Annotated in this window: 14 protein-coding genes; 10 read left to right on the top strand and 4 right to left on the bottom strand. The window is 69.7% G+C overall.

Translation table 11 applies throughout. From position 1 onward, the window contains the following. Nucleotides 1–5: 5 nt before the first annotated feature. Nucleotides 6–533, bottom strand: coding sequence for a murein hydrolase activator EnvC family protein (locus tag ABIE44_RS02205; protein WP_209722766.1), 528 nt, complete (start codon nt 531–533; stop codon nt 6–8). 347 nt (nt 534–880) lie between these two features. Here ABIE44_RS02205 and rpsB point away from each other — a divergent pair, with 347 nt between their 5' ends. The 7 genes from rpsB (at nt 881) to rlmN (ending at nt 6983) form a co-directional block, all read left to right on the top strand. Beyond that, nucleotides 881–1834: a 30S ribosomal protein S2 gene (gene rpsB / locus ABIE44_RS02200; RefSeq protein WP_209722768.1), complete on the top strand. Its 954-nt coding sequence runs from the start codon at nt 881–883 to the stop codon at nt 1832–1834. A 3-nt stretch (nt 1835–1837) separates the two neighbouring features. Continuing rightward, complete coding sequence (tsf, locus tag ABIE44_RS02195) at nt 1838–2650, top strand: translation elongation factor Ts (protein ID WP_209722770.1); 813 nt, start codon at nt 1838–1840, stop codon at nt 2648–2650. A 119-nt stretch (nt 2651–2769) separates the two neighbouring features. Next, nucleotides 2770–3492: a UMP kinase gene (gene pyrH / locus ABIE44_RS02190; protein WP_209722772.1), complete on the top strand. Its 723-nt coding sequence runs from the start codon at nt 2770–2772 to the stop codon at nt 3490–3492. Further along, complete coding sequence (frr, locus tag ABIE44_RS02185; protein ID WP_209723745.1) at nt 3492–4046, top strand: ribosome recycling factor; 555 nt, start codon at nt 3492–3494, stop codon at nt 4044–4046. Before pyrH ends, frr begins: the two co-directional genes overlap by 1 nt. Before the next feature lie 17 nt (nt 4047–4063). After that, nucleotides 4064–4942, top strand: coding sequence for a phosphatidate cytidylyltransferase (locus tag ABIE44_RS02180; protein WP_209722775.1), 879 nt, complete (start codon nt 4064–4066; stop codon nt 4940–4942). A 37-nt stretch (nt 4943–4979) separates the two neighbouring features. Then, nucleotides 4980–5816, top strand: a complete 837-nt coding sequence (locus ABIE44_RS02175) for an META domain-containing protein (RefSeq protein WP_209722778.1) — start codon at nt 4980–4982, stop codon at nt 5814–5816. 39 nt (nt 5817–5855) lie between these two features. Beyond that, a complete protein-coding gene (gene rlmN / locus ABIE44_RS02170; RefSeq protein WP_209722781.1) occupies nt 5856–6983 on the top strand; it encodes a dual-specificity RNA methyltransferase RlmN in 1128 nt (375 codons plus the stop codon). Nucleotides 6984–7045: 62 nt separating this feature from the next. Here rlmN and ABIE44_RS02165 read toward each other — a convergent pair whose 3' ends face one another. Further along, nucleotides 7046–8905, bottom strand: coding sequence for a TIGR03767 family metallophosphoesterase (locus ABIE44_RS02165; protein ID WP_354437775.1), 1860 nt, complete (start codon nt 8903–8905; stop codon nt 7046–7048). 201 nt (nt 8906–9106) lie between these two features. Here ABIE44_RS02165 and ABIE44_RS02160 point away from each other — a divergent pair, with 201 nt between their 5' ends. Together ABIE44_RS02160 and ABIE44_RS02155 are read left to right on the top strand one after the other, a co-directional pair. Next, nucleotides 9107–9520 (top strand): cyclic nucleotide-binding domain-containing protein, encoded by a 414-nt coding sequence (locus tag ABIE44_RS02160; RefSeq protein ID WP_209722785.1) that lies wholly within the window; start codon nt 9107–9109, stop codon nt 9518–9520. Between the two features lie 3 nt (nt 9521–9523). After that, a complete protein-coding gene (locus ABIE44_RS02155) occupies nt 9524–10627 on the top strand; it encodes an adenylate/guanylate cyclase domain-containing protein (protein ID WP_354437774.1) in 1104 nt (367 codons plus the stop codon). On the opposite strand, the gene ABIE44_RS02150 is transcribed toward ABIE44_RS02155, so the two are convergent. Beyond that, a complete protein-coding gene (locus tag ABIE44_RS02150; protein ID WP_209722788.1) occupies nt 10517–11617 on the bottom strand; it encodes an LOG family protein in 1101 nt (366 codons plus the stop codon). The two genes, ABIE44_RS02155 and ABIE44_RS02150, sit on opposite strands and share 111 nt — an antisense overlap. 92 nt (nt 11618–11709) lie before the next feature. Between ABIE44_RS02150 and ABIE44_RS02145 the strand changes: the two genes are divergently transcribed. Then, entirely contained in the window at nt 11710–12891 is a 1182-nt protein-coding gene (locus ABIE44_RS02145; protein ID WP_209722791.1) for a glycosyltransferase family 4 protein, read from the top strand. A 106-nt stretch (nt 12892–12997) separates the two neighbouring features. Here the strand turns inward: ABIE44_RS02145 and ABIE44_RS02140 are convergent, their stop codons facing one another. Beyond that, the gene (locus tag ABIE44_RS02140) at nt 12998–13858 is read right to left on the bottom strand and encodes a serine protein kinase RIO (protein ID WP_209722794.1); all 861 of its coding nucleotides are present in this window, start codon (nt 13856–13858) and stop codon (nt 12998–13000) included. Between the last annotated feature and the right edge of the window lie 129 nt (nt 13859–13987).

Raw genomic sequence — 13987 nt, 5'->3', positions numbered from 1 at the left:
ACGTCTCAGGGTGGCCCGACCGGGAGCAGGCGGACCGGGCCCCGGCGTACCAGCGTGAGGGGATCGAGGTACTCCTCGCCGACGCGCAGTCCCCAGTGCAGGCACGCCCGCGGCGGGCAGTGGCTGCCGCCGGCCTGCACGGTGCCGAGCGTCGCGCCGCTGCCCACGTGATCCCCGACCGCGACCGAGGGCGCCACCGGTTCGTAGGTGGTCCGGCGCCCGTCCGTGTGCTCGACGACCACGACGCCCCGACCCGCGATGGTCCCTGCGAAGCTGACCGTCCCGGCCAGTGCCGCACGCACGGGAGCGCCGGCAGTGGCCAGCAGGTCGACGCCCCGGTGACCGGCGGACCAGCGTTGCTCGGGCGGGTCGAAACCGGCGACCACCTCGGGGACCGGGTCCAGCGGCCACCGGCCGGCCGAGACCGGAACAGGCGTCGTTCCGGGGCCGGCAGCGCCCTCGGCGGTCGGGGGAGCGGCAGCCGCCAGCGCGGCGGCGACGACGGCGTGCAGGGCGAGAGCAAGAGCGGGCATGGGTCGAGGTTCGCTCCGGCCACCCCCGATCAGGGCACGGATCGTCTGTGGCTGTGGAGAACCGCCGTCCAGCCGGATCTGGGGAGCGTCCGCCGTTTCGACAACCGGCCCGGCCCGCGGCTAGGATCTTCCCAGCAACCCACCTGGGTTGACTTCGCGCGCCCGCAGACCGTGCTGGTTCCTTCCTGGAGCCGGAACGCCCACGGGTGAGGGCCTTCAGTCCCGCTCGACCCCGGTCGAGAAGGTCAGGTTCTCACGCAGGCGCCAGGGCAAGCACCGCTTGCGTCCAACTGAAAACCGGAACGTGTGCGTCAGCATGCGCGCGTTCCACCACAGGAAGCAGAACAATGGCAGTCGTCACCATGCGCCAGCTCCTCGAGAGCGGCGTCCACTTCGGGCACCAGACCCGTCGCTGGAACCCGAAGATGAAGCGCTTCATCATGACCGAGCGCAACGGCATCTACATCATCGACCTGCAGCAGTCGCTGTCGTACATCGACACCAGCTACGCGTTCATCAAGGACACCGTGGCCAAGGGCGGGACGATCATGTTCGTGGGCACCAAGAAGCAGGCCCAGGAAGCGATCGCCGAGCAGGCCACCCGCGTCGGCATGCCCTACGTCAACCAGCGTTGGCTCGGCGGCATGCTCACCAACTTCTCGACCATGAGCCAGCGGATCAGCCGGCTCAAGGAGCTCGACGAGGTCGACTTCGACACCGTCGCCGGCTCGGGTCGCACGAAGAAGGAGCTCCTGCAGATGAAGCGGGAGCACGTCAAGCTCGACAAGACCCTCGGTGGCATCCGGGCCATGGGCCGGACCCCGTCCGCCGTGTGGATCGTCGACACCAACAAGGAGCACCTCGCCGTCGACGAGGCCCGCAAGCTGCGGATCCCGATCATCGCGATCTTGGACTCCAACTGCGACCCGGACCTCGTCGACTACCCGATCCCGGGCAACGACGACGCGATCCGCGCGGTCGGTCTGCTGACCCGCGTCGTGGCCGACGCCGTCGCCGAGGGCCTCATCGCCCGCTCCGGTCTGAAGACCGAGGGTGACGAGAAGGCGATCGGCGCCGACGAGCCGCTGGCCGACTGGGAGCGCGACCTGCTCGAGGGCGACAAGCCCGCCGAGGCGCCCGTTGCCGAGGCCGTCGTCGAGGCTGCTGTCGAGGCGACCGGTGGCGACTCCGCCGTCGAGGACACCCCGGCCGTCGAGGCCACCGGTGCTGCGTCGGAGGCCGCCGAGGCCGTCGCCGCCGTCGAGGCCGTCGAGAACAACGACGACACGAAGGAGGCCTGAGTCGTGGCGATCTCCGCTGCTGACGTCAAGAAGCTCCGCGAGCTCACCGGCTCCGGGATGATGGACTGCAAGAAGGCCCTCGAGGAAGCCGACGGCGACTTCGACAAGGCTGCCGAGCTGCTTCGTATCAAGCTGGGCAAGAAGGCCGCCGAGCGTGGCGCCGAGCGCGAGACCAGCGCCGGCCTCGTCGCGAACAAGGGCGGTTCGCTCATCGAGCTCAAGAGCGAGACCGACTTCGTCGTCAAGAACGAGGCGTTCATCTCCGCCGCGCAGAAGATCGTCGAGGCCGCCGAGGCGGCTCAGGCGGCCGACACCGAGGCCCTGCTGGCGGCGCCGCTCGACGGCAAGACCGTCGCCGAGGTCGTCGCGGACCTGGGTGTGACCCTGGGCGAGAAGATCGAGCTCGGCCAGGTCGCCTACTTCGGTGGCCGGTCGGTCGTCTACCTGCACCAGCGTGCGGCCGACCTGCCGCCGGCCGTCGGCGTCATCGTCGAGTACGACGGTGACGACGAGTCCGCCGCCCGTGGCGCGGCCATGCAGGTCGCCGCGATGCGTCCGACCTACCTCTCCCGTGAGGACGTCCCTGCGGACGTCGTCGCCAAGGAGCGCGAGATCGGTGCCGCCATCGCGCGGGAGGAGGGCAAGCCCGAGGGCGCCATCGAGAAGATCGCCGAGGGTCGCCTCAACGGGTTCTTCAAGGACGTCGCCCTGCTCGACCAGGCGTCGGTCACCGACTCGAAGAAGTCGGTCAAGGCCGTCCTCGACGAGGCCGGGATCACCGTCAAGCGGTTCGCCCGGTTCGAGGCAGGCGCCTGATCCGTTCCCGTTCCAGGGATACACGACACGAACACCGAGGAGGCCGGTCCGATGAAGTTCACTACGATCATCGGACCGGCCTTCTCGTACCACCAGGGCCACTCGGCGAGGGGAAACCAATGACGTACAAGCGGGTGCTGCTCAAGCTGTCCGGCGAGGTCTTCGGGGGCGGCGAGGTCGGTGTCGACCCGGACGTCGTCCAGACCATCGCGCGCGAGATCGCCTCGGTGCAGCGGGCCGGTTTCCAGGTCGCGGTCGTCACCGGCGGCGGCAACTTCTTCCGCGGGGCAGAGCTCCAGCAGCGCGGCATGGACCGCGCCCGGGCCGACTACATGGGCATGCTCGGCATCGTGATGAACTGCCTCGCCCTCCAGGACTTCCTGGAGAAGGAGGGCATCGAGACGCGCGTGCAGACCGCGATCACGATGGGTCAGGTCGCCGAGCCGTACATCCCGCGCCGTGCCATCCGGCACATGGAGAAGGGTCGCGTCGTCATCTTCGGCGCGGGCGCCGGCATGCCGTTCTTCACCACGGACACGGTCGCCGCGCAGCGCGCGCTGGAGACCAAGTGCGAGGTGGTCCTGATGGGCAAGAACGGGGTCGACGGCGTGTACGACGCCGACCCGCGCAAGGTCCCGGACGCCGTGAAGTACGACCACGTGACCTACCAGGAGGTCCTGACCAAGGGCCTCAAGGTCGCCGACGCCGCAGCGTTCGCGATGTGCATGGAGAACGACCTGCCGATGATCGTTTTCGGGATGGAGCCGGAGGGCAACATCCTCAAGGTCGTGCAGGGTGAGAAGATCGGGACGCTCGTCAGCGGAGAGAAGGAGTCACAGTGATCAACGAAACCCTCAACGAGGCCGATCAGAAGATGGGCAAGTCGGTCGACGCGACCCGCGAGGAGTTCGCTGCGATCCGGGCCGGACGTGCGAACCCGGCGATGTTCTCCAAGCTCGTCGCCGAGTACTACGGCTCGCTGACCCCGCTGCAGCAGCTCGCGTCGTTCGCCTCCCAGGACGCTCGCACGATCCTGGTGACCCCCTTCGACGTGGGCGCCCTCGACGCGATCGAGCGCTCCATCCGCGACTCCGACCTCGGCGTCAACCCGTCCAACGACGGCAAGACGATCCGCTGCGTGTTCCCCGAGCTCACCGAGGAACGCCGCAAGGAGTACATCAAGATCGCGAAGGCGAAGACCGAGGACGGCAAGGTCAGCGTGCGCAACATCCGCCGCAACGCCAAGCAGGCGCTCGACAAGCTCGAGAAGGACGGCGAGGTCGGCAAGGACGACGTCACCGGTGCCGAGAAGCGCCTGGACGGGCTCACCAAGAAGCACACCGACGAGATCGACGAGCTGCTCAAGAAGAAGGAAGCCGAGCTGCTCGAGGTCTGAGGACCCCGACCCACGCCATGAGCACCACTGACGCAGGAACTCCTGCCCCGCAGAAGGACCACGGCCGCGCCGGTCGCGACCTGCCTGCAGCCGTCGGCTCAGCCGTGGTGCTGCTGAGCGTGATCGCCGGCTCGCTGTTCTTCTTCAAGACCGCCTTCATCGTCGTCGTCTGCACCGCGGTCGTCGTGGCGATCTGGGAGCTGCACCGCGGGCTGCTCGCGAAGCAGATCGACATCCCGGAGCAGCCGCTGATGGTCGGCGGCGTCGTGATGGTGGCGGTCGCCTACTTCTGGGGTGCCCCCGCGCTGGTCACCGCCACGGCGGTCTCCGCGCTGGTGATCATGCTGTGGCTGCTGCGTCGCGGCGTCGACGGGTTCGTGCAGAACGCCACTGCGGCGGTCTTCACGCTCATCTACGTCCCGTTCCTGGGGTCGTTCGTCGCGCTGATGCTGGCCGAGGGCGGCGACTGGAGGACCACCGAGCACTTCGACGACGGCGTCAAAGGCATCGTCGCCTTCATCCTGCTGACCATCGCGTCGGACATCGGCGGGTACGTCGCGGGCGTGCTGTTCGGCAAGCACCCGATGGCACCGGTCATCTCCCCGAAGAAGTCCTGGGAGGGCTTCGCGGGCTCGCTGCTCTTCTGCGTCGGGGCCGGCGTCGGCCTGATGGACTGGCTCGACGGCGACTGGTGGATCGGCGTGGCCCTGGGGCTGATCGCCGTGGTGATGGCCACCCTCGGCGACCTCTGCGAGTCGGTGATGAAGCGCGACCTCGGCATCAAGGACATGAGCCAGATCATCCCGGGCCACGGCGGCCTGATGGACCGGTTGGACTCGCTGCTCGCCACGATCGCACCGATCTGGCTGCTGCTGCACTACTGCGTCTTCAGCTGATCGGGAACCGCGACGGAGCGGTGCGCGTCCCACCCGCATGACTCCCCGACATCTGCTCGGCACGTGCGTCCTGGTCGGTCTCCTGCTCACCGGCTGCGGCAGCACGGGGGTGGAACAACGACCTGCGGCGCGCAACGGCGTCGACGGCCCCGGGCTGACCGCCGAGTACGTCGTCACCGGGGCGACCTCAGGCGGCAAGCCGCGCCCGCTGGTGCGTGGCAGCGAGATCCGGATCAGCATCGCCGACGGGCGGATCTCGATCTCGGCAGGCTGCAACGCCATGAACGGTGCCTACACGCTGACCGGCACCCGCCTGGAGGTCGTCGGCGGGCTCGCGACCACGGACATGGGCTGCGAGAAGCCGTTGATGGACCAGGACGCCTGGGTGGCGGGGCTCTTCACCCGTCCGGTCCAGCTCAGCACCGGGAAGGACGCCGCGATCATCTCGGGCGACGTCGTTCTCGGTCTGGCTGACCGCGCCGACCTCCACCCGGACGAGCCACTCGCGGGGACGGTGTGGGTGCTCGACTCCGTCGGGGAGTCGAAGCCTGACAGCCCGGTCAGCTCGGTCCCCGAGGGCCTGGTCGCGTACCTGCGCCTCGAGGACGGGGAGGCGCTGACCTACGACGGCTGCAACGGCGGGGGAGCGCCGTACGAGCGGAAGGGTGACCGGTTGGTCTTCGGCGACCTGACCACCGACCTGCGGGGTTGCACCGGTCCGCAGGCCGACGACCTCGCCCGGCTCCACGAGGCGTACGCCGAGGTCTTCGCCGGCACGGCGTCGTACTCGATCAAGGAGAAGCGGCTCACGCTCACCCACGGCGACGTCGTGCTCGGTTTCCGGGCCGAGGATGAGGTCCCCGTCCACGACTGATTGGTCGCCTCGCTCGCGAGGTGGGAGAATCCTCAGGTCATGACTGAGCCCATCAAGACCCTCCCGCTCGTCTTCGAGGAGCCGAAGGGTCGAGGAAAGCCGCCGACGCACCTCGCCGACCTCACGCCTGCCGAGCGCAAGGCGCGCCTGGAGGAGCTGGGGCTGCCCGGGTTCCGCGCCAAGCAGCTCTCGGTGCACTACTTCGACCGGCTGGTCGACAGTCCTGATCAGATGACTGATCTTCCGTTGGGCACCCGCGATGCGATCGTCTCCGGCTTGCTGCCGAACCTGATGACCCCCCTGCGGGTGATGGAGGCCGACAAGGGCACCACCCGCAAGACACTCTGGAAGCTCTTCGACGGCTCGTTGGTCGAGTCGGTGCTGATGCGCTACCCGGGTCGCGTGACGATGTGCGTCTCCTCCCAGGCCGGCTGCGGGATGGCGTGCCCGTTCTGCGCGACCGGTCAGGGTGGCCTCCAGCGCAACATGTCCACCGCCGAGATCGTCGAGCAGGTCGTGGCCGGCGCCCGGTCCCTGGACCGGGGCGAGGTGCCCGGCGGGCCCGGTCGGGTCTCCAACGTCGTGTTCATGGGCATGGGCGAGCCGATGGCCAACTACAAAGCCGTGATCGGCGCCGTACGCCGGCTGACCGACAAGACCCCGGACGGTCTCGGCATGTCGGCGCGGGGCATCACCGTGAGCACGGTCGGTCTGGTCCCACGGATGAAGCAGCTGGCCGACGAGGGCATCCCGGTGACGCTCGCGCTGAGCCTGCACGCGCCGGACGACGAGCTGCGCAACGAGCTGGTCCCGATCAACACCCGCTTCTCGGTCGCGGAAACGGTCGAGGCCGCCTGGGACTACGCGCGGAAGACCAAGCGTCGCGTCTCGATCGAGTACGCGATGATGCGCGGGATCAACGACCAGGCCTGGCGCGCCGACCTGCTTGCCGACGTGCTGAACTCCTACGGGGACTGGGGCTGGGTGCACGTGAACCTGATCCCGCTCAACCCGACTCCTGGCTCCAAGTGGACCGCGAGCGACCCGGCCGACGAGCGCGAGTTCGTACGCCGCCTCGAGGCCAAGGGCGTCCCGACGACGGTCCGCGACACCCGCGGCAGCGAGATCGACGGGGCCTGCGGGCAGCTCGCGGCGGTCGAGCCCTGAGAATTAGACAGCCGCCCGGACGCTCAGCGTCCGGGCGGCTTCGTCGTTCGATCACTCGCTGATCAGGCGTCGACCATCGCCTCGTCGCGCCGTGCGATCACCTTCGCGGCGACCGCGCCGCCCGCGAGCGCGGCGACAGCCACCGGGTTGATGCTGCTCGCGGACAGGGTGGGCGCCTGAGCCAGGTTCACCCCCACCGGCACCGGCAGCAGCAGCTCGGCGTTCCGCGAGGCAGCGGTGCCCGACAACGACGCCAGGTTCGACTGCGGGTCGTTGGCCGAGAGCTCTCGCGACAGCGAGGCCAGAGCCAGCGTGCTGGTCGGGTTGGTGCCGGGGTCGGCCGGCCCGGCGTGGTCGATGATCGTGGTGAAGATCGACAGGGTGCCGTCGGCGTTGTCGGTGATCTCGATGACCCTGGCCTGCTGCGGGAAGTCGATGTGCGAGGCGGTGTTGATCTCCCAGAAGCCACCGGTGTTGTCGGCGCGCTTGTGGGCGATGATCTCGTTGCGGTGGGTGTGACCGTTGACCCAGGCGATCACCCGGGGCTGGGTGAGCAGGTAGCTGGTGACCGCGTCACCGAGCACCCGCAGGCTCGGGTCCAGGCCGGTCAGCACGAGCGGGTTCGCCATGCTGCCGCTGGTGTGGTGGCTGTAGACGATGACCGCCTTGTCGCCGGCCGAGGCGATGGTCGACTTGAGCCAGGCGAACTGCGCCTGGTCCAGGGAGCCGTCGGCGTACCCGTTGGGGTTGACCGTGTCCATCGCGATGTGTCGGAAGCTGCCCTCGTCGAAGTAGTAGTACGCGGTGCCGTTGGTCTTGTTGGCCGCCGTGTACCCGTGGCCGACCGGGCTGCTGGTGGTGTTGAAGTACTCGTTGATGACCTCCTTGCGCGAGAGGTTCTTGCGCGCCGGGTCCGGCGTGACCAGACGGGCGCCGGGCAGCAGGTTGATGCTGCTCAGCAGTCCCAGCAGGTCGAGCTTCTTGAGGGAGTTCAAGATGTCGCTCTGGGTGATGCCCGGCGGCACGGTGATCACCTTGACGGCGCCCCGGGAGAGCAGGTCGAGCTGGGTGGTCGAGTTCGGGAAGTTGCCCTGGATCAGGCCGTCGTGGTTGCCGAAGACGGTGTACCAGGGGAGGTCCAGGCCCTCGGCGGTGAACGGCTGGCGCGCGGTGTCGAGCAGGCCCGGGACGGTCGGGTAGCCGTGGTCCTTGCGCAGCTTGTCCGGCTGCTTGCCACCCGGCTGACCGTCGGGGTGCCAGTAGTGGGTGTCGTAGTAGATGACGTTCTTGTCCATCACGCCCTCGTACTTGGAGTGGCTGCCGCTGTCCGGGCGGACCGACTTGCCGTCGAGGATGTCGATGTTCCAGCGGATCTCGTTCTTCTGGCAGTTGTCGGAGTTGTCTCCGGTCTCGATCATGAACGACAACGGCTGGCCGGTGACCGGGGAGGAGTCCTTGATGTCGTTGACCGCCTGCACCATCGCGTCGGCGACCTGGGCGCTGAGCATCTCCCACGCCCGGTACGACGAGGACAGCAGGCCCGGCACGAGGCCGAGGTCGTTGGGGTCCTCGAAGCGGTCCAGCCACTCGACGCGGCCCGGCGACTGGTGGTCGACGACGTGGATGTCGCTGAACTGCACGAACGCCGCGAGCGGGCTGCGGGCGTTCTCGCGGTCCGGGTCGGCGGGGGTGGTGAGGAGGTCCTCGCGGACCACGTGCGCCTCACCCGCCAGCTCGACGATCTTGCCGTAGCCGGCCGCGTTGACGGGGCCGAGGCCGTAGGTCTTCGCGAGCGTGGTGCCGGCGGGGCTGACCACGCCGGCGACGGCGGACCCGGCCAGCGAGGTGACGAGGGGGACAGCGGCGGCAGTGCCGCCCACGAGTGCGGCTGAGCGCAGGACGTTGCGTCGGGACATCTCCATGTGTCGCACAACGAGCGGGCGTGGTTCAGGTCACGTTCCGGGACAGCTGGTCGGGCAGTTCGGCGGGCGGAAGTAGACCACCGCCCGAGATGTCCGGTTGGACGTCCCAGCGCGGGCCGCCCCGGTGGACACGTGTTGTCGGCGTCGGCGAGGATTGGCATCCGTGATCCGGCGGCACCGCCGGCCAGCAAGGAGTACTCGATGGCGGACGCGCCCGACCCCAGCAAGCTCGAGAAGCTGAACCGTCTCGACGCGCTCAGCGATGCCGACCTGGCGACCGTCGTCCGGGCCGGCCGCTACGTCACCCTCCCCGCGAACTGGTCGGTGATCTGGGAGAAGACTCCGGCCGACAAGGCGTACCTGATCGTCGACGGCGAGGTGTCGGTCCGCAAGGGCGGCGTCGAGATCGCCCGGCTCGGACCCGGCGACGTCATCGGTGAGATCGCGATCATCAACCACAAGCTGCGTTCGGCCAGCGTGGTGAGCCTGACTCCGCTCGAGGTCATCCACTTCACCCGCGAGTCCCTCGAGGAGCTGCTCGTCGCGGTGCCGGCGTTCGGGGATGCCCTGCGCGGCACCACGGCCGACCGCCTCGAGGCCGACCAGCAGGCCTGAGCTGTGGCGGAAGATTTCGACCCGCAGGCGATCTTCGACGCCCTCGAGCTGCACCTGCTCGGGAGCCACCCGACGCTCACCGGCCAGCAGCTCGCCGAGCAGATCGGCATCCCGCTCGAGCTCGCCCGCGCCCGCTGGCGGTCCCTCGGCTTCACCGCGGTCGGCGACGACGTGGTCGCCTTCACCGAGCTGGACCTCCAGGCGCTGCGGCTCACCCAGAAGATGCACGACCTCGGCCTGATCGACCCCGACGACGAGGCCGCCCTGATCCGCACCCTCGGGCGCAGCTTCGCGCGGCTGGCGGAGTGGCAGATCACCATGCTCGCCCGCTCGGTCGACCCCAGCCAGCTCGACGGCGTCGAGGGCCTGGTGGACCTGATGGACGAGGTCACCCCGGTCATCGAGGGCGTCCAGAACTACATCTGGCGGCGACACACGCTCAGCGCGGCGTCCCGGTTGCTGCTCGCACCACCGGTCGAGGAGGGCGTCTCCGAGGAGGTCCCGACGGCGATCGGCTTCGCGGACATCGTCGGGTACACCCGGCAGACCCGGTCGCTCACCCAGGGGGAGCTGGCCTCACTCGTCGAGCACTTCGAGGCGCTGGCGCAGACGATCATCACCGGTCACAACGGTCGGATCATCAAGACGATCGGCGACGAGATCCTGTTCGCCGCGGACTCCGCCGCCGACGCGGCTGCGATCGCGCTGGACCTGGTCGAGGAGCACGTCGAGGACGAGGACTTCCCGCAGCTGCGCGTCGGCGTCGCCTGGGGGCCCGTCCTGCACCGCCTCGGTGACGTCTTCGGGCCGACGGTCAACATCGCCTCCCGGCTCACCTCGATCGCGCGGCCCGGCCGCGTGCTGATCGACAAGGAGCTGGCCGAGGCGATCGAGGGCGACGAGCGCTTCAAGCTCCGCCGGATGCGGCGTACGTCGGTGAAGGGCTACCGGCGCCTGGAGCCCTGGGCGCTGCGCCGGCCGCTCGACGAGGGGGACCTACCCCCGGTCGCCGCCGTGCTGCACGAGCGCGGGCAGGACATCCTCCGGGTCGTCGACGAGCTCCAGGCGCGCGCCGAACGCCCGACCCCGCCCGAGCCGCTCGACTAGGTCCCACACCGCGATCTCGCGGGTCCAGTGCTCACGTCCGACGAGCACCATCGGGATCACCCCGGCCTCGCCGGCGTAGTAGTTCGCGCACGCCGCCTGGAAGATCTCCTGCACCGTGCCGGCTGCGCCGGGGAGGAACACCAGCCCTCCGCGGCACACCTTGAGCAGCACGTCCTCCCGCGTCGCGTTGCTGAAGTACTTCGCGATGGCCGAGGCGAGTGCGTTCGGCGGCTCGTGCCCGTAGAACCAGGTCGGGATGCCGAGGGACTCCGCGCCTGCGGGCCAGCGCTCCCGGACCTCGAATGCTGCCCGGGCCCAGGCTGTCACCTCGGTGAAGTCGGGCGCGTCCGCCAGTACGGCGATGGCCTCGTCCAGGGCTTCTTCCGGAGCCGTGGACAGCCACGCACCGAGGTTCGCCGCTTCCATCGCACCCGGGCCGCCGCCGGTCGCGACCGTGTAGTGCGCGGCGAGCGAGCGCCCGAGCGCGGCGGCGCCGCGGTAGCCGGGGTCGTCGCGCCGCAGCGCGTGGCCGCCGAGGACCCCGACGAGCGAGCGCCCGGTCGTGAACTCCTCGAGCGCGTCGTCGATGGCGTGGTCGTGCAGCGCCGCGGCCAGGGTCCGGTCCAGCGAGCGCTCGCCCCGGGACCACGCGTAGGCGACCGCGTCCGGCGTCGCGGCGTACCCGTCGGCCAGGTCGGCGTACAGGGTGTCGGGGGAGTAGAGAGAGCCCCGGTAGGGGTCGAACGGCACGTCCGGCACGGTGGGGAAGACGAGCCCGCCGCGGCGGTGGACGTCGCCCTCCGCCCCGGGGCCGTCCCCGGGAGCGAACCGGCAACCGAGGAACACCCCGCCGGCCACCGAGATGCGGGACAGCTCGTGCGCCCGCTCGGTGAGGTCGAGTGACTGCAGGTGCCAGCCGCGGAGCCGGCTCAGGCCGTCGTCGAGCGCCTGGTCGAAGTCCTCCAGCGTCTCGAGCTCGTGGATGTGCACAAGGGGAACCTAGCCGAGGCCTCATCTTCTGTTCACGTGACCGAAGCCGCAGGCTTGCTGTCCGTTATGGCCCGATTCCTAGCGTCAGGGCCATGAGCACACCTGGCCTGCTCCACCGACTGCCCGTTCCGCCGCAGGCGGCCCCCGGGCTCCGGGTACTGATCGTGACCGAGTCCTTCCTCCCGCAGGTCAACGGCGTGACCAACTCCGTGCGCCGGGTCCTCGAGAACCTGGAGGGGACGGCGCACCAGGCGCTGCTCGTCGCGCCGACGGGGCCCGAGGAGTACGCCGGCACGCGCGTGCGCCGGGTCACCTCGGTGGCGATGCCGACGTACCGCGACTTCCCGATCGGGCTCGCCTCCGCACACACGCTGCGGCGCATCTTCGCCGAGTTCCAGCCCGACGTCGTCCACCTCGCCTCGCCGGCGCTGCTCGGTCGCGCCGCCGGCGCGATGGCGCGGAGCCTCGGCATCCCGGTGGTCGCGGTCTACCAGACCGACCTGATCGGCTTCGCAGCTCGCTACCGCTTCCCGGGTGCGGTGGCGATGATGCGCAAGCTGACCACGAGCATCCACGGCGCGGCCGACCTCAACCTGGTGCCGTCCAGCGCGAGCGCCGACCAGCTCGGCGGTCTGGGGATGCGCAACGTCGCACTGTGGCCGCGGGGCGTCGACGACGTCCAGTTCACACCGGCTCGTCGTACCGACCAGCTGCGTGCCGAGATCGGGACGCAGGACGACGAGGTCATCCTCGGCTACGTCGGCCGGCTGGCCCCGGAGAAGGAGCTGGACCTGCTCCGCTCGATCCAGCACCTGCCGAACCACCGCCTGGTGGTCGTCGGAGGCGGCCCGGAGGAGGGTCGGCTGCGCGGGATGCTGCCCGACGCGCACTTCCTGGGCGTCCTGCACGGCGAGGACCTCGGTCGGATCGTCGCCTCGTTCGACGTCTTCGTGCACACCGGCAGCACCGAGACCTTCTGCCAGGCCGCGCAGGAGGCGCTCGCGTCCGGCGTACCGGTGGTGGCCCCGGACGCCGGTGGTCCGCGGGACCTGGTCCGCAACGGCGAGAACGGCCTGCTGTTCGCGCCGGGCGACGGCGGCGAGCTGTTCGCCTGCCTCGACGAGCTCGTCGCGAACCCGGCGCTGCGCGCGCGGATGGGCCGGGCGGCGTTCCTCGGAACCCGGGACCGGTCCTGGGCGCAGGTCACCACGACCCTGCTGGACTACTGGTCCGAGGTGGTGGTGACGCCGGCCGGGGTCCGGCTGGTGGGGTGAGGTGGCCGCCGGTTTCACACCAGCTGGCGTGAAACCGGCGAACCAGCACGTTGCAACGGTCTGATCTGCCAGGAACGGGCAGTCGACGCCCGCGAACCTGGATGGTTCACCAGGCGGAGGCCATCAGCTCCCCGAACAGCTCCTGCTCGTCGACGTCCAGCCCGCGCCGGGCGAACCAGGTGCAGACGTTGTGGCAGTCGCGCAGCAGGAAGTCGCTGCCGTTCGGGTTGGCTACCAGGTCGACCATCTGGGGCAGGTCGATGATCACGAGCCGTTCGCCCGCGGCGAGGATGTTGTACGGCGACAGGTCGCCGTGGACGAACCCGTTGCTCGCCAGCACCGTCATCGCGGTCCGCAGCTGCTCGAACCAGTCGCGGAGCAGGTCCGCCCCGGGCCTGGTCGCGGCCAACCGCGGGGCAGGTTCGCCGTCGACCGTCACGAGCTCCATCAGGATCTCGGTCCCGTCGATCTGCACCGGGTACGGTACCGGGACGCCGAGCTCCCAGCACCGCTGCAGCGAGTCCCACTCGGCGCCGGCCCACTGTCCTGCCGCGACCTCGCGACCGAAGGAGCTCTTCTTGGCCATCGCGCGGGTGACGCGGCTGTCGCGGACCCGACGGCCCTCGGTGTAGCCGCCGTTGCGGTGGAAGTCGCGGCGGTCCTCGCCCCGATACCGCTTGGCGGCCAGCTGGCAGGACTCCTCGGAGCCCGGGACCGAGCGCTCGAGCAGGTAGACCTCGGCTTCCTTGCCGGTCTTGAGGATGCCGAGCTCGTGCTCGACCGCGGCGCGGTCGGTCACCAGCCAGTCGGGGACGGGCTGCGGTCCGCGCTGCAGCGGTTCGAGGTCCCAGTACCGGCTGAACCGGGCACCGTCCTCGGGGTCGTCGATCGCGATGTACTCGAATTCGAACGCAGCGTCGACGGTGAAGAAGTCGGCGCCGTCAGGCGCCTGGTCGTGCGTAGTCATGAGAACTCCGGAAAGAAGTGGAAGGGGCGGCGGGCAGGCCGACGACAGCGACGTACATGTCACTTCTCCCTTCGCTTCGGAGCTCACGGTGACCAGAGCGGTCACGCACGGGATCGAGTGTGAACCAGG

It is taken from the genome of Marmoricola sp. OAE513, from assembly GCF_040546585.1.
GTDB lineage: Bacteria > Actinomycetota > Actinomycetes > Propionibacteriales > Nocardioidaceae > Marmoricola.
Note: the sequence above shows the minus strand (reverse complement) of the source record. Positions and strands in the feature narration are given on the sequence as shown.